The sequence below is a fragment of the Cycloclasticus sp. genome (genome assembly GCF_019090545.1).
In the GTDB taxonomy this organism is placed as follows: Bacteria; Pseudomonadota; Gammaproteobacteria; order Methylococcales; family Cycloclasticaceae; genus Cycloclasticus; species Cycloclasticus pugetii.
The window spans coordinates 55,257-76,130 of the sequence record NZ_JAHRVT010000030.1; the positions used below are offsets into that span (position 1 = coordinate 55,257).

General features: G+C 42.3%; 22 protein-coding genes. 12 read left to right on the forward strand and 10 right to left on the reverse strand.

Annotated elements, in window-relative coordinates; all coding sequences use genetic code 11:
- Window positions 1-18 precede the first annotated feature (18 nt).
- Window positions 19-429, reverse strand: a complete 411-nt coding sequence (locus KUG63_RS06870; RefSeq protein ID WP_015006585.1) for a BphX family protein — start codon at window positions 427-429, stop codon at window positions 19-21.
- 177 nt (window positions 430-606) lie between these two features.
- Here KUG63_RS06870 and gstA point away from each other — a divergent pair, with 177 nt between their 5' ends.
- Window positions 607-1,218, forward strand: coding sequence for a glutathione transferase GstA (gstA, locus tag KUG63_RS06875; RefSeq protein ID WP_015006586.1), 612 nt, complete (start codon window positions 607-609; stop codon window positions 1,216-1,218).
- 48 nt (window positions 1,219-1,266) lie between these two features.
- Here gstA and KUG63_RS06880 read toward each other — a convergent pair whose 3' ends face one another.
- Window positions 1,267-2,727, reverse strand: a complete 1,461-nt coding sequence (locus tag KUG63_RS06880) for a 2-hydroxymuconic semialdehyde dehydrogenase (RefSeq protein WP_287554514.1) — start codon at window positions 2,725-2,727, stop codon at window positions 1,267-1,269.
- 332 nt (window positions 2,728-3,059) lie between these two features.
- On the opposite strand from KUG63_RS06880, the gene KUG63_RS06885 reads away from it, so the two are divergent.
- Complete coding sequence (locus tag KUG63_RS06885) at window positions 3,060-4,391, forward strand: SRPBCC family protein (RefSeq protein ID WP_016390587.1); 1,332 nt, start codon at window positions 3,060-3,062, stop codon at window positions 4,389-4,391.
- A gap of 45 nt (window positions 4,392-4,436) precedes the next feature.
- Window positions 4,437-5,012, forward strand: coding sequence for an aromatic-ring-hydroxylating dioxygenase subunit beta (locus KUG63_RS06890; protein WP_016390586.1), 576 nt, complete (start codon window positions 4,437-4,439; stop codon window positions 5,010-5,012).
- 150 nt (window positions 5,013-5,162) lie between these two features.
- Here KUG63_RS06890 and KUG63_RS06895 read toward each other — a convergent pair whose 3' ends face one another.
- The 6 genes from KUG63_RS06895 to KUG63_RS06920 form a co-directional block, all read right to left on the reverse strand.
- Window positions 5,163-6,050: an EamA family transporter gene (locus tag KUG63_RS06895; RefSeq protein WP_020162556.1), complete on the reverse strand. Its 888-nt coding sequence runs from the start codon at window positions 6,048-6,050 to the stop codon at window positions 5,163-5,165.
- 349 nt (window positions 6,051-6,399) lie between these two features.
- Window positions 6,400-7,176 carry an HpcH/HpaI aldolase family protein gene (locus KUG63_RS06900; protein ID WP_015006591.1) on the reverse strand — a complete coding sequence of 259 codons (777 nt, stop codon included), beginning with the start codon at window positions 7,174-7,176 and terminating at the stop codon, window positions 6,400-6,402.
- Between the two features lie 25 nt (window positions 7,177-7,201).
- Entirely contained in the window at window positions 7,202-8,005 is an 804-nt protein-coding gene (gene hpaH / locus KUG63_RS06905; RefSeq protein ID WP_015006592.1) for a 2-oxo-hept-4-ene-1,7-dioate hydratase, read from the reverse strand.
- Window positions 7,999-8,862: an alpha/beta fold hydrolase gene (locus KUG63_RS06910; RefSeq protein WP_015006593.1), complete on the reverse strand. Its 864-nt coding sequence runs from the start codon at window positions 8,860-8,862 to the stop codon at window positions 7,999-8,001. Before KUG63_RS06910 ends, hpaH begins: the two co-directional genes overlap by 7 nt.
- Before the next feature lie 117 nt (window positions 8,863-8,979).
- Window positions 8,980-9,372, reverse strand: a complete 393-nt coding sequence (locus KUG63_RS06915) for a limonene-1,2-epoxide hydrolase family protein (RefSeq protein ID WP_015006594.1) — start codon at window positions 9,370-9,372, stop codon at window positions 8,980-8,982.
- 334 nt (window positions 9,373-9,706) lie between these two features.
- A complete protein-coding gene (locus KUG63_RS06920; RefSeq protein ID WP_015006595.1) occupies window positions 9,707-11,656 on the reverse strand; it encodes a hydantoinase/oxoprolinase family protein in 1,950 nt (649 codons plus the stop codon).
- Window positions 11,657-11,809: 153 nt separating this feature from the next.
- Between KUG63_RS06920 and KUG63_RS06925 the strand changes: the two genes are divergently transcribed.
- The 9 genes from KUG63_RS06925 (at window position 11,810) to KUG63_RS06965 (ending at window position 18,882) form a co-directional block, all read left to right on the forward strand.
- Window positions 11,810-12,742 carry an ABC transporter ATP-binding protein gene (locus KUG63_RS06925; protein WP_015006596.1) on the forward strand — a complete coding sequence of 311 codons (933 nt, stop codon included), beginning with the start codon at window positions 11,810-11,812 and terminating at the stop codon, window positions 12,740-12,742.
- Window positions 12,735-13,478 carry an ABC transporter permease subunit gene (locus tag KUG63_RS06930; protein ID WP_015006597.1) on the forward strand — a complete coding sequence of 248 codons (744 nt, stop codon included), beginning with the start codon at window positions 12,735-12,737 and terminating at the stop codon, window positions 13,476-13,478. Before KUG63_RS06925 ends, KUG63_RS06930 begins: the two co-directional genes overlap by 8 nt.
- Window positions 13,475-14,824, forward strand: coding sequence for a GldG family protein (locus KUG63_RS06935; protein WP_020932137.1), 1,350 nt, complete (start codon window positions 13,475-13,477; stop codon window positions 14,822-14,824). Before KUG63_RS06930 ends, KUG63_RS06935 begins: the two co-directional genes overlap by 4 nt.
- Window positions 14,825-14,827: 3 nt before the next feature.
- Entirely contained in the window at window positions 14,828-15,685 is an 858-nt protein-coding gene (locus tag KUG63_RS06940) for a DUF4340 domain-containing protein (RefSeq protein WP_035850860.1), read from the forward strand.
- Complete coding sequence (gene mutM, locus KUG63_RS06945; protein ID WP_016390581.1) at window positions 15,678-16,493, forward strand: bifunctional DNA-formamidopyrimidine glycosylase/DNA-(apurinic or apyrimidinic site) lyase; 816 nt, start codon at window positions 15,678-15,680, stop codon at window positions 16,491-16,493. The genes KUG63_RS06940 and mutM overlap by 8 nt, the downstream gene beginning before the upstream one ends.
- A gap of 98 nt (window positions 16,494-16,591) precedes the next feature.
- The gene (locus KUG63_RS06950; protein WP_016390580.1) at window positions 16,592-17,326 is read left to right on the forward strand and encodes a DUF1538 domain-containing protein; all 735 of its coding nucleotides are present in this window, start codon (window positions 16,592-16,594) and stop codon (window positions 17,324-17,326) included.
- A complete protein-coding gene (locus tag KUG63_RS06955; protein WP_020932135.1) occupies window positions 17,326-18,120 on the forward strand; it encodes a DUF1538 domain-containing protein in 795 nt (264 codons plus the stop codon). Before KUG63_RS06950 ends, KUG63_RS06955 begins: the two co-directional genes overlap by 1 nt.
- A 1-nt stretch (window position 18,121) precedes the next feature.
- The gene (locus KUG63_RS06960) at window positions 18,122-18,472 is read left to right on the forward strand and encodes a P-II family nitrogen regulator (protein WP_015006603.1); all 351 of its coding nucleotides are present in this window, start codon (window positions 18,122-18,124) and stop codon (window positions 18,470-18,472) included.
- Window positions 18,469-18,882, forward strand: a complete 414-nt coding sequence (locus KUG63_RS06965; RefSeq protein ID WP_015006604.1) for a CBS domain-containing protein — start codon at window positions 18,469-18,471, stop codon at window positions 18,880-18,882. The genes KUG63_RS06960 and KUG63_RS06965 overlap by 4 nt, the downstream gene beginning before the upstream one ends.
- Window positions 18,883-18,923: 41 nt before the next feature.
- Here the strand turns inward: KUG63_RS06965 and ggt are convergent, their stop codons facing one another.
- Window positions 18,924-20,612: a gamma-glutamyltransferase gene (ggt, locus tag KUG63_RS06970; RefSeq protein ID WP_232228632.1), complete on the reverse strand. Its 1,689-nt coding sequence runs from the start codon at window positions 20,610-20,612 to the stop codon at window positions 18,924-18,926.
- A gap of 4 nt (window positions 20,613-20,616) precedes the next feature.
- Window positions 20,617-20,874, reverse strand: coding sequence for a YfhL family 4Fe-4S dicluster ferredoxin (locus tag KUG63_RS06975; protein ID WP_015006606.1), 258 nt, complete (start codon window positions 20,872-20,874; stop codon window positions 20,617-20,619).

The following is a 20,874-nucleotide window of genomic DNA, read 5'->3' on the forward strand; positions in this document are numbered from 1 at the left end:
ATTATTTATAAACTATATTCACACATCTAAGGCTTTAGCGTTCTTCCAGACCACAAGCCCTGTTGCGATAATAATGACATGAATAACCAGCGTAATCAGTGCCACAACAACATCCTCATGGTTCATCGCACTGTAGATATCCCAAATGCCAAAGATCGTTTCTGTGATAAACACCACAGGAATCAACGCAGGATAGTAGCGCATTGGGTTTCGTGCGCCAGCAATCAACACCACGCCTATTGCTGCTAAACCAAGCCCTACAATCAACCAAGCATCTAGCAACAATTGAAATATAACCTCATCTTGATATAGCTCAACACCTGGATACATCAAAGGTACTTGCGGCCCCCAAAGGCTTGGCCACAATAACACCAAGTTTAATATATAAAAAATACCAATACCGACCATCCAAACTTTTAAGCCTTTCATCAGATTGCTCTCCTAGATTTTGATTAATTTTTTAAAGCACGAATACACTAGCATTTACTTAACAATAATCAAAGAACGGCGTTACAATAAAACTAAGCATATTGATGCTTTTAGTAGACAATGACCCACATTTATTTTGGGATTTTTAACTAACGATAATTATAAGGAATAACACGTATGAAACTTTATTACTCCCCAGGATCATGTTCTTTATCTCCACATATTGCTATTCATGAAGCAGGTTTAACAGCTAAAACAGAGCTAGTAAAAGTAGACTTGCAATCACACACTCTCGAGAATGGTGATAACTATCTTGACATTAACCCTTGCGGTTATGTGCCTGCGTTACAGCTTGATAGCGGTGAATTTTTATTCGAAGGTCCTGCTATTGTGCAATACATCGCAAGCTTAGCACCTGAAAAAAACCTAGCACCTGCTGCTGACACGTTTGAACGTGCAAAGTTACAGCAATGGTTAAACTTTTTATCAACAGAATTACATAAAGGACTTGCGCCTTTATTTAACCCTGCTCTTTCTGATGATACAAAAGGTGTTTTTATTGAAGGTTATAGCAAGCGCCTAACTCAATTAGTTGAGTCAATGGGTGATAGTGAGTACCTAGTAGGTGATCAGTTCTCAGTAGCAGATATCTACTTATTCGTTATCTTAAGCTGGCACCCATACTTTGAATTTGATGCCTCACCTTGGCCATCACTTAAAGCATTCCAAGAGCGTATTGGCTCTCGCCCTGCTGTACAAGAAGCACTTAAGCATGAAGGTTTAGCTTAAGTCTTAAGCAAGTAATCGAGGTGCCCATAAGGCACCTCGGTTATTTCATTACAATTTAACGCAAACATTCCGTGTTTCAGTATAAAACTCTAAGGAATGAACACCACCCTCTCGTCCAATACCTGATTGCTTAGAGCCACCAAAAGCGGTTCTTAAATCACGTAAGAACCAGCTATTAATCCAGGTAATACCCACATCAATTTTGGCAGCCACGCGGTGAGCGCGTGACAAATCCCGTGTCCATACGGTTGTTGATAAACCATATTCTGTATCATTGGCCCAGTTAATCACTTGTTGCTCATCGTCAAATGGCGCAATGTGGCAGCAAGGACCAAAAATTTCTTCCTTCATGACCGTTGCATCTTCTGCAAGCCCTGTCCAAATGGTTGGCTCCACCCAAGCACCCTCTTTTAATTCTTCTGGCATGCTGGGAACGCCACCTCCCGTGACAACTGTTGCGCCTTCCTCAACTGCTTTTGCATAATAAGACAGTACCTTTGCTTGATGCTCATGGCTAATCATTGGGCCAAAATTACAGTTTTCATCATCCGGCCTACCGTGGCGCACTTTTTCGACTTTTTTCTTCAGTGCTTCCACAAATTTATCAAAAATGGGCCGCTCAACATAAACACGCTCCGTGCCTAAGCAGACCTGTCCAGAATTCAAGAATGAGGACTTGTATATCCCATCAACCGCTTTATCAAAATCACTATCTGCAAAGACAATACCCGCATTTTTACCACCCAGCTCAAAGGAAACATCTCGCATCCCCTCCGATGCGGCTTTCATAATGGCCGCTCCTGTAGTCGTTTCACCGGTAAAGGTAATAGCGTCTACCTTTGGATGATGTGTTAAATACTCACCGGCAGAGTCAGGCCCAAAACCGTGAACAACATTAAACACGCCTTTTGGTACGCCTACTTTATTCATGACTTCACCCAATAAAGTAGTGGTTAATGGCGTCTCTTCAGAAGGCTTAACCACCACTGTATTACCACAAGCCAGCGCAGGCCCTACTTTCCACGTCATTAACAAAAAGGGCGCATTCCAAGGCGACACCACACCAACAACACCTTTTGGTACACGAATAGCATAGTTCAGCGCACCTAAACCATCCGGCGTTGTGGTTTGAAATGACTCATTCGGAACATTCTTAATGACATCAGCAAAAATTTTAAAGTTTGCCCCGCCTCTAGGAATAAACGCATGCGTCATAATACTTTTAGGTTGCCCCGTATCTGCCATTTCCGCTTCTACAAAATCATCAAAACGTCGGGTAATCTCATCGGCAACACCATATAAAATCTCAACGCGTTGCTCCATGGTAAAAGCTCCCCATTCTCCATTTAAAGCGGCACGCGCTGCGTGGACTGCACGATCAACATCAACCTTACCCCCTTCAGATACCTGAGCAATAAGGCGCCGGTCAACAGGGGAGCGTTTTTCAAATGATTTACCGTCAACAGCGGATACAAACTCGCCATTTATGAAATGATTAATATGTTGCATATGCCTTCCTTAAATAGTTAACTGAATGATAAAATAATTTATTCTACCGTGGCTAAATACACCACGCATTGATCATCATCAATCATAGTCTTTAAACGACTTAAAATTAATGTCATCAAAACACAAGCTTATCTAAAATAAGCCAATATCTGAGTTTTAATACCTTACTTTAAAGCTTTAAACCCTGCATTATCAAACAACCTGTCGCTCAAATCTAACTAAAGATAGATTTTTCTTAAATTTTTGCTAACGGATATTTTTTAAACTACAATGACTTTAATCAATATTTTAGTCTAAAGAACTTAAAAATCACTTTTGGAGAACAGTAACTCATGAATGATGAGGAAAAAAACACATCTAATTGGTCTATCGATGAGATCAAAAAGTTAGTCAGCGATGAAAACGGAATTATAGATGCACGCATCTATAATGATGAGGCGCTCTATGAACTTGAGCTTGAACGTGTATTCGCTCGTTCATGGATCCTACTTGGACACGAGAGTCATGTTCCTAATACCGGCGACTTCCTAAACACTTATATTGGTGAAGACCCTGTCATTCTAGTGCGGCAAAAGGATGCTAGCCTTCGTGTTTTCTTAAACCAGTGCCATCATCGAGGCATGAAATTATCCCGTGATGACGCAGGCAACGCCAAAGCATTTGTTTGCACATACCACGGCTGGGCTCACGACATTTCTGGCCAGTTAATTGATATCCCTTTCGAGAAAGAAGGCCATTGTGAACCCCTAGACAAATCAGAGTGGAGCCCCTTGCAAGCCCGTGTTGAAACCTATCGCGGACTTATTTTTGCCAACTGGGATGAACAAGCACCTTCGTTAGACGAATACCTATCTGACTCAAAACCTTATATCGATGTGATGTTTAACCGAACCGAGGCAGGCACAGAAGCCATCGGCGGCATTCAAAAATGGGTTATCCCCACCAACTGGAAATTTGCTGCCGAACAATTTTGTAGCGATATGTATCATGCTGCCACTATGTCTCACTTATCTGGTTTTACCGCTGGTTTACCTGAAGAGCTTAACTTGAACGATATTGATATCCCAACTCAAGGCAACCAGTTCCGCGCTAAATGGGGCGGTCATGGCACCGGGTACTATGTAGATCAACCCGGTCTTTTGCAGGGCATTATGGGCCCGGCCATTACTGAATATATTACCACCAGCCCGCAGGCCGAGATCGCTTCAAAACGCCTAGGTCCTATGTTTGGTCAACGTATGATGGGGCAACACATGACCATCTTCCCTACTTGCTCCTTTTTACCGGGCGTTAACACCATCCGTACTTGGCACCCTCGTGGCCCTAACGAAATCGAAGTATGGGCATTTATTGTGGTTGATGCTGATGCACCTGATCATATTAAAGAAGAGTTCAGAAAACAGAATATTCGCACCTTTTCTGCCGGTGGTGTTTTTGAACAAGACGATGGTGAAAACTGGATTGAGGTTCAAAAGCTTTTCAGAGGCAATAAGGCTCGAAAAACTAAGCTTAATATGCAAATGGGGTTAGGTGACTCAACTACCGATCACCCTGACTTCCCTGGCCGCATTAGTGGTGTTTACAGTGAAGATGCCGCTCGTGGCATGTATCAGCACTGGTTAAGAATGATGACTGAGCTCAGCTGGGACACCTTAAAACCTTAACTTTAAGAGCTGATCTTAACCTAAAAATTACTTTTGGAATCGACTATGGCCTCACCTATTAACATTAAAGAAATTATTTCAAGCCCTGCGGCTGACCTTGCACTACAAAACGAAATTGAGCAGTTTTATTACCGCGAAGCGCTACTATTAGACAACATCAAATACGAAGATTGGTTTGCCTTATTAGATGACGACATTCACTATTATATGCCCATTAGAAGAAACGCTATGCAACGACGTGGACGCGCTCGAGCTAGTGATTTAGTTGAATATACTAACCAGCATGAATTCGCTCATTTCGATGAAGACAAAACCACAATGAACGGACGTTTAAGAAAGCTTCTCAGTGACTTTAGTTGGTCTGAAAACCCAGCTTCGCGAACACGTCACACCGTTTCAAACGTGATTATTACCGAAGGTGAACAGAAAGACACCTTCAATGTTTGCTCATCATTTATTGTTTATCGAAACCGCTTAGAAACGCAGGTGGATATTTTTGCAGGCGAACGTCACGACGTGCTGCGCCGCTCAGATAATACATTAGGCTTTAAAATAGCCAAACGTACCATTTTAGTAGACCAAAGCACCATCCTATCAAACAATATTAGTATCTTTTTCTAGTTAGATAGAAACCAGACTACCATGAGGTTGTTGCCAATATTCGCAGCGACCTCATGGCATAATAAACTCTGCTCTAAAATACCCTTGATCCAAAGAGTAGCCGAACCGACAGCCAGATTCTTTCGGCCTTAGCGCATCACCACTAAACCCTCATATACCTGCCACAGCAACCGCTAACGAGCCAAACATTAGCAAACCGCCTGCTAGTCGACTAATTAATTGTTTACGCGTCAGTTTTTCCATTTGGCTCAAACCAAACCGGGCTAATACATAAACCACACCTACGGCAATAAAGCCTCTTGACGCTTGCACAATATTTATCATCGTTGCCTCTTCCGATAACTTAAACGCATACATCAAAATAATAAGCCCCATGAAGTGCGCTAACGCATATATAAGCAATGATTTACCAAACGGTTTTGAAACCTTCCAGTCATTTTTAAACAAAATTGGTGAAAGTGGCATTAATAATACGGCTGGAACAACAAAAACAAACACCGCCAATTCCAACCCCCCCATGCCATTTTTCAATACATGGACGACAATTATATCGGCCAAGGCAAAGAAGAAACACGTTAACAATACAAAGAACAATGCCAACGGCGAGCCATGTAATTTACCGTCATTTAAAAAAAACAAACTAACGAAAGCACCTAGCCCTGCAAGATAGACACTCGGCGGATAGGTTTGTTCAAAAAACAGTACCGACAAGCCAGCCACTGCAAAAATTTTACAGCCCAACATCGGCACTACAAATGACGCATCACCATGCCGCATTGCATTGAGATAACTTGTTTGTCCCAATAGCACGAGCACACACATCGATAAGACTAGCCAAAACTGCTCCCATAATTGTGCTAAATCAACAAACGGCAATAATAGTACCGCTAGAAACCCCACTGCATACTGACTGTAAAAAGCTAACTTTTGGCGATTCAATGAATGCGCTAAGAACTGTTTAGTATACGTAAAGCTAAACGCATGAAAAACAGATGCCAGCAATGTTAGCCAGACATAGGAGGGGATAATTGATATCAAAATGATGACCTAGATAGGAATAAACCAGAATATTATTACAAGCTAATATAATACCAATATTCAGGCTCTGTATCAGCTTTATTAATGACAGTTTACCTTAACATCCGTATCAATATGACTGACTGTGATTCACTACTCATTCGCTAACACTTTTAATACTTAAACAGCATATACAAATTTATTTAATACGAACCAACCATAGCCACATTAGCCCATAACAACAAGGCGCTGGGTTAAATGAAAGAGCGACCTCCTTTAATATCACCTATCTCATTTAAATTTTTCATGGCGCATTAAAAAAGCTTATGAGCACATCACCCATAAGCTTTTTATAAAACAAGAAAAAAGGCTAATCCTTATTAAAGCGATCTAGCAAAGAGCCAGCAGCTGCCTTTAACAATAAGGTATCTGCTCCAATCAAGAAAAAACTAGCTCCCATTTGTTGGTAGCGCTCTGCTTGTTCAGGATCACCACAATAAACACCCACCGGCTTTCCAAGTTCATGAACACGCTTAATTGATCGCTCAACGACCTTACAAACTTCAGGGTGTCCAGGTTGACCTATATAGCCCATTGCAGCCGCTAAGTCTGCAGGGCCTATAAACACCGCATCTACACCATCAACTTGAGTAATCGCATCAAGATCCGCAATGCCTTCTTTACTTTCTAGCTGTAAGACTAAACAAATATTATCGTCTGCTTGTTGAAGGTAATCTTTGATGCTCCCCCAGCGAGTTGCTCGGGTCAAAGCCCCTCCCATACCTCGCACACCCTTCGGTGCATAACGTACCGCGTCGACTAATTGCTTCGCTTGCTCAGCCGTGTCAACCATAGGAATAAGCAATGTTTGCGCACCAATATCAAGCACCCTTTTAATATCGCCAACATTATGATCTTGCAAGCGAACAACTGAGTTAACGTCATACGCACTCATCGCTTGCAGTTGATGCATAATATTTTTGATATCATTCGGGCCGTGTTCGGCGTCGATCAACAACCAGTCAAAACCGGTCGTCGCCATCAGCTCTGCTGCCGTAGAATCGGCCAGTGCCATAAAGGCGCCCAGTTGTTTTTTATTCGCCTGTATCGACTGCTTAAATATATTCTTTGTCATCGGTAATGACATATTTCTCTACCTCTTAAATATTTAATTAGACGAAACGGAATCCAATGCTACCCAAAGTGCCAAAATCAGCATGAAAAGTATCTCCACGTTCGACTGACAAAAGGCGCGTAAATGAGCCACCTAATATCACTTGCCCCGGTTCCAGCGATATACCATGCGGAGCAAAACGCTTTGCCAGCCATACAATCCCATTACCTGGGTGATTAAGCACGCCCGCAGAAACGCCCGTTTCTTCGATTAAACCATTACGCGAAATGACACCACCTATCCATCTTAAATCAACATCCATTGGCTTTACTGGTCGGCCACCAGTAATTAAACCAGCACAAGCAGCATTGTCCGCAATAGTATCAAACACTTTGCGTCGTTTGCCGGTTTCTGGGTCTACACGTATTACCCGTGAATCAACTATTTCTACAGCTGGACAAACATAGTCAGTAGCTTTCAGCACATCCGTTAGCGTAATATCTTCACCAACAAGGCGTTTCCCTAAAACAAATGCTATCTCTACTTCAACCAACGGCGCAATAAAACGGTCAAATGGAATTTCAGAGTTATCTGAAAATACCATATCATCCATTAACGTACCGTAATCAGGCTCGGTTATTTGCGATGCCATTTGCATAGCACGGGATGTTAAACCAATTTTTCGCCCTACAATTTTTCGCCCTTGAGCCAACCTAATTTTTGTCCATTCAGCTTGGATGGCATAACCATCTTCAATGGTCATTTCAGGATACAGCTGAGAGAACTGCGGGATAGTCTCACCACTGGCTAGCGCTTTATCAAGCGCTAGCGCAGAGGCTTCTAATATTTTTTGGTCTAACACCTGATTTCTTTACCCAAGAAGTGAGACATAATAATTGGATACATACCGTCCCAACGTTGTGTTTGAGCCCAGTGACCACAACGATCCAATACATGTAGCTCAGCACGTTTCAAATGCTGTAAGAAGTACATGCTAGTTTCTAGTGGTACCACTTTATCTTGGCGACCGTGAATAATCGCCCATTCATGGTCCATAGAAGCAAGAATAGGTGGTGGAATAACGAGCACTGTATTCATCTCTTCATTCATCGCTTTAAACATAACTTCTTGGATAGGACGCATTTTAGGGTCCATTGCTTTATCAAAACGGTCTTGCATCACTGCTTCTAAATCTTCAAAGATACTTGGATCATAAACAAAGCTTTGAATTAACTCACGGTAACGCGCTTTTCTTGGATCATCATAAAAAGTCATCATACGTGTAAGCGTGGATGATTTTTCGAATGGCGCACCGATAGCGCCCATCAACATACACTTATCAAAACGATCTGGCATTTCAACAACACACTGCATAGCAAGGGCACCACCCATTGAATTACCAATAATATGTGTTTTTTCAATGCCTAATTCATCAAGCAAGCCTTTAATTTGCTCCACGCGATAGCCCATCCATCTAGCGATTTTTGTCGGCACTTCTTTCGGTAATTCTGATTGGCCGAAACCAATCGCATCCGGTGCAATCACATAAAAATCTTTTGCTAAAATAGGAGCACATTGCGCCCAATTTGACATCGCACTGGCTCCTGGGCCTGCACCATGTAATAACAATAGCGGTGGATTTTTAGGGTTTCCTGCAATAATACAATTACTTGCAAGCTCCCCTGAAGGGATCATTTTTTCAACCATTTCAAAACTCATATTTCTCTTCCTCTATATTAATTTATAAAAAACTTCTACAACTCTAAAAACGATGGCCCTTAAAAGGCCCATTAGTTTATTCACCACTATAAAATAACAGTATTCATTTAACGTCTGCTATAACACTGGTCCACCACGTTTAAGCCAATCTTGCATATCCCAATACTCACGCCACGAACTTATTTTGCCATTATTATCAAACTCAAATATACCTAATACTGGCAGTTCTTCCATCATCGTGCCATCTTTAAAAGCAAAGGTATCGACTCGTTCGGTTACAACACGCTTACCATCTGCCACCAAGGTTAATATTTTAAATTCAGTGCTTGCTGTCATCTTTAAAAAACCTTCTACAGAGCCTGCTATTTGCTCGCGGCCCTTTAATGGCCCTAGCGGTAAGTTATGGTAAACAGCATCATCACTCATTAACGATAAGATTGTATCCTGATCCATTTCATCCCAAGCCTCACAGAATCGCTTAACCGTTTCCTCATTATTGGTTACCAGCATGCCCCTCCTTCTTATTTATGAGAACCGCGCTTTTCATACCACTTAGGGCTAGCATTCAACATGCATGACACAAAACGCAGATGTTGGCGACTCAAAAGAAAACTAACACTTGTTATTTTTACAGATCGGCATAATGCTAACCACTTACAGCGACTAAATCAATGCTTTTTATGCTTGAGATTTAGTAAAAATCTACTCTTAACTTTAATCTAATTCTCAAGTCGAAGCAAAGCTAGTTGATTCTCCTCATTATTGTATTTTTTTTAAAACTTTGGCAGGCCATCATCATTCAGCTGTTCTTGTTTTAGACTGAGCTTTTAAAAAGCAATGTCAGCTATAGTTTCGATAGAACCAAGTTACCTATATGATCAACCTGACATTGCCAACCAGCGGCTAGGTACGTGGTTGCCACCTGTTCAACAATGAGCGCTTCCCCATTAATTACGTCATTCGACATTAACTCTTTTCGTTGGTAAATGTGCATTCCATCATCCATTTCAACAGGCACCTTACCGTCTTTATCACGTGAACACTGTTCAACTAACCTAGGCTTCGGCATTTCACCCGATAATGACACCCTCAGATTAACTAATTCAACGGCCAGCTCTAGATCATGCCCATAACGGCTCTTATGCATCGTATGAAAGTCTTTAATCACTGTCGCCGAATCACTCCATTGTATTGGCAACGTATACGACTGACCGACATACCTTAGATCAACCAGGTAGTTTATTTTTATATCGTCTAAGGACACGCCTTCCGCCATTAACTCTGCTTGGCCTTGCCTCACTAAAGTTAAAAAACCATGCTCTATTTGCTCAACAGCTACATCATCCAACCGCCCTAGTAAGCTTCGGGACAACTCACGCGAGCGTGGCGCTGCTAACATCCCAAAGGCAGACAGCACACCCGAGTTAACAGGGACTATGGCTGTTTGCATTCCCAAAGCCTCCGCTAAAGCACACACATGCAAACTGCCTGCCCCACCAAACGTCATTAAGGCATATGGCCTTGGATCAATACCACGCTGAATTGAAATAACACGTAACGCTCGTGCCATATGTTCATTCGCTAACTTAATAACCCCTTGCGCTGCCTCTTTAGGTTCACATCCCAAGTCTGCCGCTAAGCTCTCCATTGCTTGATTTGTCGCCTTTATATCTAAGGGCATATCACCACCAAGAAAATAACGCGTATTAATTCTAGCCAAATATACATTGGCATCAGTTACTGTTACTGCCTGCCCACCTTTGCCATAACAAGCTGGCCCAGGTGAGGCACCCGCAGATGCAGGTCCAACACACAGCAACCCACCTGCATCAACAGATGCAATAGAGCCACCGCCTGCACCAATGGTATGCATATCCACCATTGGAACCGCAACGGGATAACCCTCAATTTGCCCCTCGTTTGTTAACGCTATCGCACCATCTAATAAGGCCACATCCGTAGACGTCCCCCCCATATCCAACGTTAACAGACGATCAAACCCTGCTTTTTCACCTATGTGTAATGCGGCCATTAATCCACCAGCAGGGCCAGACAAAAGCATTCGAACCGCTTGTTTACCTGCCTGTTCTGCGGCTATCGTTCCACCAGAACTTTGCATCACAGAAACGGATGATGCTTTAACTGCTGCTCTTAGTCTATCTAGATAACCAATGACTAACGGCCCAACATAAGCATTCAACCAAGTCGCCATACCGCGTTCATATTCTTTATATTCAGCCAAAACCATCGATGAACGCGATACAAATAAACCTTCAGGCATGGCCGCCTCTAATCGTCTTTCTGCTGCATCATCTAAAAAAGAGAATAATAAATTAATCGCAACTGCTTCTGGTTCTGGTTCTAGATAATTTATTTTTGAAATCAATGTTGCGATCTGCTCATCGCTTAGCGGTTCAATCACTTCACCCTGCGCTGAGACACGCCCGCCCGTTTCCAAACACAAGTTTGAGGGCACCGGCGGCTCTTCCGGTTTTGGGTTTAAGTTGTAAAGCTCTTTCCTTGCTTGGCGACCTATCGTTAACATATCCGCTAAGCCATGGTTTGTCACAAAGCAGCAACGGACACCTTTTTTTTCTAATACAGCATTGGTCGCCACTGTTGATCCATGCACAATCAACAAACTTTCATTATCAACGCCTAAGGCATTAATGCCTTGCAAAATAGCTTTTTCAGGAGCCTCTGGGGTTGAAAGCACCTTATGAATACGCACGCCTTGATCGTCTATGTAAACAAAATCGGTGAAAGTGCCGCCAGTATCTATACCTAATAACATGAAAAAAGCTCAACCTTTTAAACCTGTATTTTTACATGCCTCTATAATAGATTCACCCCTATTTATCTGACCATCGTTGCTTGAAAGGAAGTCAGGCACATATTAGACTCCTTCGTTTAACCCCCTAAACTAAGATCACAGATACTAAATTTGATGAGCAGCCTAATAGAAGTTAACCATTTATCGCGTCAATTTGGTCACCATTGTGCTGTTGACGATGTAAGCTTTTCGCTTAATAAAGGCGAGGTTCTTGGCTTTTTGGGGCCAAATGGGGCTGGTAAATCAACCACCATGAAAATGATTTGTGGCAACTTAACACCCACCGTCGGTGAAATTAAAATTAATGGTTATGACATTATCGACCAACCCAAACTTGCCAAAGCTGAATTAGGGTTTTTGCCTGAAATACCCCCTGTTTATCCAGATCTGACGGTAGATGAATACCTGCGCTACTGCGCCAAACTGCATGGTTTACGTAAACACGCCATTAAACTCTCTGTAGAACGTGGAAAGCTAAAATGTGGTTTAAGCGACATGGGGCATCGTTTAATTGGCAATTTATCAAAGGGTTATCAACAACGCGTTGGTATTGCTCAAGCTATTTTACATAACCCATCGGTGATTATTTTAGACGAACCCACGGTTGGCCTAGACCCTATTCAAATTTTAGAAATTCGTGAACTCATTCGTGAACTTGGCAATGAACACAGTGTCATTTTATCCACTCATATACTGCCCGAGGTTCAGCATTCATGCAGTAGAGTACAAATCATTCATCACGGAAAACTGGTATTAAATGAGCCTGTTGAAGGCTTATCTCGCAGAATGACGTCTTCGAGCTTAATAGTGCGCTTTCGTCAACAACCGAACGAGGAAGTACTGCAAAACGTGCCCAACATAACAGCCCTTGAAGCCCTCGACACCGGGCAGTACCTGATTCAGCATACCCAAGGCACTAGTATCTCAGAAACGATAGTCGAGCTGTCGGTAACAAATAACTGGGGCTTGCTAGAGTTGACACCTCAGCAACACGATATGGAACAAATTTTCCTTTCACTCACTCAACATTCAAATAACCATGAATAGTTTCACGATTGCCAGCCGAGAACTGCGCAGTTTATTTCTGTCACCACTTGCGTGGACCATTCTCGGTGTTAGCCAGCTTATTTTGGCCTACATGTTTTTAACACAAATTGATTATTATTTAGCGATACAACCCAAACTTATTGGTATACCGGGTGCGCCTGGCGTAACCGATCTGATTGTCGCACCGCTGTTTGGTAATGCTGCTGTCATCTTGTTACTTATTATTCCACTGCTAACCATGCGAACCATCAGTGATGAACGCCGCAACAAAACCATTAGCTTGCTGTTTTCTGCTCCCGTCAGTCTAACTGAAATTGTGCTTGGTAAATTCCTTGCCATTTTTGCTTTCTTACTGATTATTCTTTTATCCATCACCCTAATGCCGCTCTCGTTATTGACTGTAGGCGAACTCGATATAGGCAAGCTTTTCGCCTGCCTGCTTGCCATGGTCTTACTGATGGCTTCGTTCAATGCGCTAGGGCTTTACATGTCTGCTATTGCCTCTCAACCAACGGTTGCAGCAATCGGAAGTTTTGGCGCTTTATTACTCTTATGGATTATTGATTGGGCTGGTAACAGCAGCAGTGTGCTTGAATATATTTCTATCATGCGACATTTCGAAAACTTACTACGCGGCTTAATACACTCGACTGATATTTTTTACTTTATTTTGTTTATAGCCGGGTTTTTAATTCTCAGCATTCGTCGATTAGATAACGACCGTTTACAAAAATGAAAATATCCCGCAAAGCACACCAATTTATTCGGCTGCAAAATGTCGTTTTCACACTTTTATTTCTTGGCGTACTTGGCCTACTCGCTTGGCTAAGCACACAATATACCGCCCAATTTGATTGGACAGCCAATAGTAGAAATTCGTTATCTACCCCGAGCATCCAATTACTGAAACAATTAACACACCCCATAGAGGTAGACGCGTACGCCACTGAAAATGATATTTTGCGCCAACAAATCTCTGAGCTTATTGATAAATACAGCCACCATAAAACAGATATTACATTAACCCTTATTAACCCCGATATACGCCCTGACCAAGCACGTGAAGAAGGTATCACCGCCGATGGTGAGTTAGTGATTCGCTATAACGGTAAACGCGAATCACTACAACAATTAAACGAGCAAGCCTTTACCAATGCCCTACAAAGGCTTGCTAATAGTGATCAGCGTTGGGTTGTTTTTCTCACCGGGCACGGCGAGCGCAACCCAGCAGGCCATTCAAATTATGACTTTGGCCTATTCGCAAACGAATTAAAAAACAAAGGCATTAATAGCCAAACCATTAATCTAATGGATACGCCATCCATACCAAACAATACATCCTTGCTCGTCATCGCTGACCCACAGGTAAATTACCTAGCCGGAGAAATCGACGTGATAAAACAATATCTTGCTAAAGGTCGGGCATTATTATTGTTGGGCGAACCTAATCAATCCGAACCTCTTAAGCCTTTAACAGAACTGTTAACGATTCAAATCTTGCCCGGCACTGTGGTCGATGCCACTACCCAAGTCTTTGGTATTGATGACCCAACCTTTGCCTTGGTCACCGCATACCCTAACCATTTAGCAACCAAACATTTAAAGGCTATGAGCTTGTTTCCAGGCGCCGCTGGGCTCAGTCTATTAGCTAACAGCCCTTATCAAGCCGCCCCCTTATTATCTACGCTGGAACGTTCATGGACAGAAACAGGTGATATTGAAGGGCAAATACAATTTGACCCCGATACGGATGAAAAGCAGGGCCCCATTACAATTGGTTATGCGCTGAATAAAAAAGATGACAATACCAAAGAGCAGCGCATTATTGTTTTGGGCGATGCGGATTTCTTATCCAATACTTTTCTTGGTAATGGCGCTAATTTAGACCTTGGTCTTAGCCTAATTCAATGGCTCAACCACGACGACTCCTTTATTGATATTCCTGCAAAAACAGCGCCCGATACCACACTAGAAATAAGCCAACAGTGGTCGCTTATTTTTGGTCTTGGGTTTTTGTTTCTGCTACCGGCCCTCTTTATCGTCAGTGGCCTGCTCATTTGGCTTAAACGCAAAAAACGTTAAGCTATGAAAAATCGTCTACTTATCAACTTGCTACTAATTACCTTAGTGGTCTGTCTAGGCATGATTGCGTGGCTAAAGCCCGGGCATGAAGCCCCTAAAAAAACCAACCTAGCTGGGTTAGACATCAACACTATTCAGCACATTAAGATCGAGCGAACAGCGGCTAATACCATCGAATTAAAGCGCCTACAAAACCAGTGGTACTTAACCCAGCCTGTCAACACACTAGCCTTAGCAGGCAAGGTAGAAAGGTTACTTAAAATATCTCAGATCAAACCAACCACTAGCTACCCATTAGAAAAACAGCCACTCAGTCAATTTGGCCTAGATACACCAACAGTTAAGGTCTCTTTTAACAAAAAAACACTCAATATTGGCAAAACAGAAAGCGTTCAATCACGTCGCTACGTCAGCAACGACACACAATTATTTTTATTAGATGACACTTTTTTACATCATCTAACCGCGCCTGTTGATGCTTATATTGACACTCGGCTGATACCCAATAACGGTCAGATTATTGGCTTAAAAACACCCGAGATAACGCTTCAACGACAAGAAGATAATACTTGGAAAAGTATCCAATCACCCACTGACGAGCTCTCATCAGACGCGGTTCAAATGCTTCTCGATGAATGGCGATTTGCCCGCGCTATTACTGTTACTACAAAATTCGACGCCACACCTACCGAGCAGATTATTATTTCTCTCTACGAGCAGCCAAACTTGATCTTTCATTTAATAAAGCAAAAAGACAGCGTCTTGCTAGTCTCCAATGATAAAAAACTTGCATATCAGTTTAGTGATACAAAATATAAGAAAATGACAACTCTACCGAGATTGGAGACACCCGATGCCTGAGTTACCAGAAGTCGAAACGACTCGTCGCGGAATTGCCCCTCATATTGAAGGCAAACAAGTTTCACAGGTCATTGTCCGACAAGCAAAATTACGTTGGCCCGTTAGCCCAGAAGTTTCCACCTTATTACCGGGTCTTTGCATTAACCATGTTAAACGTCGTGCAAAATACCTATTGCTTGAAACCGATAAGGGCACGTTAATTATCCACCTGGGCATGTCGGGTAGTTTACGCATCGTTCAGGCTTCAACGACACCAGAAAAACACGAACATATTGACATTATTTTTAGTAATAACACCTGCTTGCGCTATAAAGATCCGCGCCGTTTCGGTTCGCTGTTATGGTCAACAGATGTCATTGAAAATCACAAATTAATACAACACCTTGGGCCAGAGCCTTTATCCGACGCATTTAATATTGACGATTTTTACCCAAAGGCTCAATTAAAAAAAACACCCATTAAAAGTTTTATTATGGATGGGCAAGTCGTTGTCGGCGTTGGTAATATTTATGCTAGCGAAGCATTATTTCAGGCAGGCATTCACCCTAAACGTGCCGCTAATAAAGTTTCTAAAAAGCGCTTGATTAACCTCGTTTTTGCCATTAAAAAAATCCTAGCGCAAGCTATACAACAAGGCGGCACAACGTTAAAAGATTTTGTTAACAGTGACGGCAACCCTGGTTATTTTCAACAAACACTTAATGTTTACGGGCAAAAAGACAAACCTTGCCCAAGGTGCAAAACACCCATTAAACAAATCATTATTGCTCAACGATCGACCTTTTACTGCACCCACTGCCAACGTTAAATACTTGACGAGCTAACGCCTGCCAATAACGTTTTTTAATTCTTTATTAGGCATACCCTCCTAATTCCTATAGAGTTATAGCTCTAAAGGGAGTTTGCTTGTTTCAGTTAAAAAATAAATTCATTCAACAGTTATTCGGCAGTTTTATGGACCTGCTGCCAATTTTTTCAGTGGTTCTTTTTTTTCAGTTATTTATTCTGCGCCAACCCATCCCCAATATAGCGGATATAGCTATTGGTACAGCTTTTGTTGTACTCGGCTTAACGCTGTTTATTCAAGGTCTTGAAAAAAGCCTATTCCCCATTGGTGAGACCATGGCCTATGCGTTTGCTAAGAAAGGTAGCTTATTGTGGTTACTAGTCTTTGCCTTTTCATTAGGCTTTGGCACCACTGCAGCCGAACCCGCCTTAATTGCTGTTGCCGACGAAGCAGCACGTATTGCAGCGGAAGGTGGCATGATCGAGAAAACTAACAAAGCAAAAGAATCTTATGCTTTTGGTCTTCGGTTTACCGTTGCCTTCTCTGTGGGCTTTGCCATTTTGTTAGGGGTACTAAGAATTATTCGTGGCTGGCCTCTGCATTATTTGATTATTCCAGGCTATATCGGCGTTGTGGTGATGACTTTTTTTGCACCCGAATCAATTATCGGTATTGCCTACGATTCAGGTGGCGTTACTACGTCTACTATCACAGTCCCCTTGGTAACCACTCTCGGCGTTGGCTTAGCCTCAGCCATTCAGGGCCGCAACCCAATGACTGACGGTTTTGGCTTAATTGCCTTTGCATCACTCACCCCGATGATTTTTGTGATGGCATACGGGGTCATTTTATAATGATATTGCTGGCGGAATTGTGGAGCACTTTCTTAAGTACCTTACGTGATGTCGCGCCAATTATTTTTGTTATCCTTTTCTTTCAATTGGTCATTATCCGACGACCATTTAGTCATTTGAAAAACTTAATAACCGGAATGGTTTACGTAGTCCTAGGGATGACTTTCTTTCTTGTGGGTTTAGACAAAGCCCTTTTTCCTTTAGGCACCAGCATGGCCGAACAATTAACCAGCCATGACTTCATCAACCCAACAACCGATCAACGTATTTCTATTGCTTGGCAAGACTATTATTGGGTTTATATTTTCGGGGGCTGTATTGGCTTTGCTACAACATTAGCAGAACCTGCTCTTATTGCTGTTGCTATCAAAGCTCAACAAATTTCTGGTGGTACTATTAAAGCTTGGTACCTAAGGTTGGCTGTGTCTATTGGTGTTGCAGTTGGTATTTCACTAGGGACATTTCGAATTGTAAGCGGCATTGATTTATATATGTTTATTATTGCTGGCTACGTCGTTGTCATTATCCAGACTATTTTTTCACCAAAACTCATCATTGGCCTTGCTTATGATTCAGGTGGCGTTACCACATCAACCGTCACCGTACCGCTAGTTACCGCATTAGGTATCGGTTTAGCTTCAAGCATTCCTGGCCGAAACCCATTGATGGATGGTTTTGGCCTTATTGCCTTTGCCAGCCTATTTCCCATCATGACTGTGTTAGCCTACGCACAATTTGCTGAGTGGATAAATCATCGCGCACAACTTAAACAAGCAGACCAAATAGGAGAATAAAATGCACTTTAAACTCATTATCGTCTTTGTTGATGACAACAAAACTGACAAAGTCCTTAAAGCGGCTAGAGAAGTAGGCGCCACCGGCGCTACTATTATCAATAATGCACGCGGCGAAGGTATTAAACAGCAAAAAACATTCTTGGGTCTAAATTTAGATACTCAACGAGATGTTTTGCTTTTCTTGGTCGAAGAACATTTAAGTCGAAAAATTATCGAAGAGGTATCACGAGCGGGTTTATTCGATGAAGAACCGGGCAGCGGCATCGCCTTACAAATAGATGTTGAAGATGCTATTGGCGTGCTACATCAAGCAAAAAAAATTACCCAATCAATAGAGACAGAACTATGAATGATGCAAAACTTATCACCGTACGCGATGTGATGAAAACCGAGTTTTATATGATTGATGGAACAGCCACCATCACAGAAGCTATTAGAATGATGAAAAAAAATAAAACCTCGGTTTTATTTGTCGATAAATTTCACGAACATGATGAGTATGGCGTGATTAATGCGGGCATTATTGCAAGACTTGTTTTGGCAAAAGATAGAGCACCCGACCGTGTCAATGTATACGAAATAAATGAAAAGCCACTCATTAACGCACACCCCGACATGGATATTCGTTACTGTTCTCGTTTATTTGCGCGCTATAATTTGATGCGCGCACCGGTTATGGAACAAGGCAAAATTATTGGTGTTGTTAGTCCTATTCAGCTAGTGCTTGATGGTTTATGTGAAATTACTGGCATTTGTTAATTAGCCGTATAAAAAGCTCATCAAAAACGCAGCAACGCGATTTATTTTGCTGTGCTTAAAGGTACTGACTCAACAATAGCTGCCCCAGATCCTCTACGGTCACTGGCGGCAACAAGTTTATTAGACTTTTTATCCCACAAGACTGCGTGCATATTGCCATAATGCCTTCCAACAGACTTTAGTTTGTGGCCTTTTTCGGTCAACTCCAGCAAAGTTTCTGCTTTAAAAGTATCTGGCTCATGTTGAATAACATCCGGTAAGTATTGATGATGATAACGTGGCAAGTTGACCCAAGATTCAGGACTATGTCCTTGCTCGGCATCCAAAATACCCAATAACACCATACTAATAATTCGGCTGCCTCCTGGTGTACCCAAAACGCCCACTTTTTCCTCTGTTTCAATAAAAGTTGGAGACATGCTCGATAACATTCGCTTACCTGCTGCGATTGCATTTGCCTCTCCGCCCACCAAGCCGTATACATTTGGTGTGCCTGGCTTAATAGAAAAATCATCCATTTCATCATTCAACAAAACACCCGTCCCTTGAGGCACAAATCCAGAACCAAATGGGTAATTAATCGATAAAGTTGCCGCCACACGGTTACCCCTTTTATCGATCACAGAGAAATGCGTTGTATCATGTCCTTCAATTTCGTTTAAACCACTAATGTGTTGACTGGGTGTAACCTCATCTAGCCTTAAATCTTTAGATATAGTATGGGCATACGACTTTTCACTCAGCTCACTTACTGGCACGCTGACAAAATCACTATCGCCCATGTGTAATGCACGATCACGGTACGCTCGTTTCATTGCTTCAACCACAACATGAATTCGTGTGGCTTCGTCCATCGTTGACAAGTCATATTGTTCTAAAATATTTAGCGCAATAGACAACACCAATCCACCCGATGAGGGCAAAGCAGCACTGGTCACCTTGATATTTTTATAATGCGCAACCACCGGCAAACGCTCTTTCACTGTGTATCGAGCCAAATCCTCTTTGGTCCATATGCCCCCAGCTTGTTGCACACCTTTTACTAACTTATCTGCAAGCTCTCCACTATAAAACCCATCAAAACCTTGTGTTGCCAATAACTGCAAAGTATTAGCTAAATCGTTTTGTATAATGTTTGCGCCCAAGGCAGGTACCTTTCCATCACTTAGGAAAATAGCCTTCGCAGAGTCATTTGACGCTAAAACCGCCTGACGAAATTTAGCCAATCGCTGGTAATGCTCGTTAACTAAAAAACCGTCTTTAGCCAGCTTTATCGCCGGCTGCAAACTATCCGACAGTGCTAATACTCCATAATGCTTTGCTAAATGATCTAAAGCAGCTGGTAAACCCGGAATACCGGCAGCTAATGCCCCATCGACCGAGGCATTCTTAATTGGCTCACCCTGACTGTCTAAATACATATCACGTGTGGCGGCCAAAGGCGCTACTTCACGCCCATCTATCATCACTTGTTTACCATCATGTTGGCGATGTAATAACCAAAATCCACCACCACCCAGTCCAGAACCGAAGGGTTCGACAACTGCCAGTGCCGCACTAACGGCAATGGCTGCATCAAAAGCATTACCTCCTTGGTTGAGCACACTAAGTCCTGCTTGAGTTGCCGCCGGGTGTGCACTTGCTACTGCTTGTTGATGCAGCTGTGTGGCAGGGGTTGCATACGCTGTTATTGCAAATAAAATACTGGTGAAAAAAAGAATTTTTTTCATTTTTTTAATCCTCATTTGTCGCCATTAATTGCTGATATTTCAATAAAAGCTGATCGTTAGTTTCTTCGTTATTCGGATCTTTTGGTATACATTCAACGGGGCAGACTTCCACACACTGAGGCGTATCAAAATGCCCGACACACTCTGTACAAAGGTGAGAGTGTATTTCGTAAATTTCTTCGCCCATAAAAATCGCATCATTCGGGCATTCAGGTTCACATACATCACAGTTGATGCACTCATCGGTAATAATTAATGACAT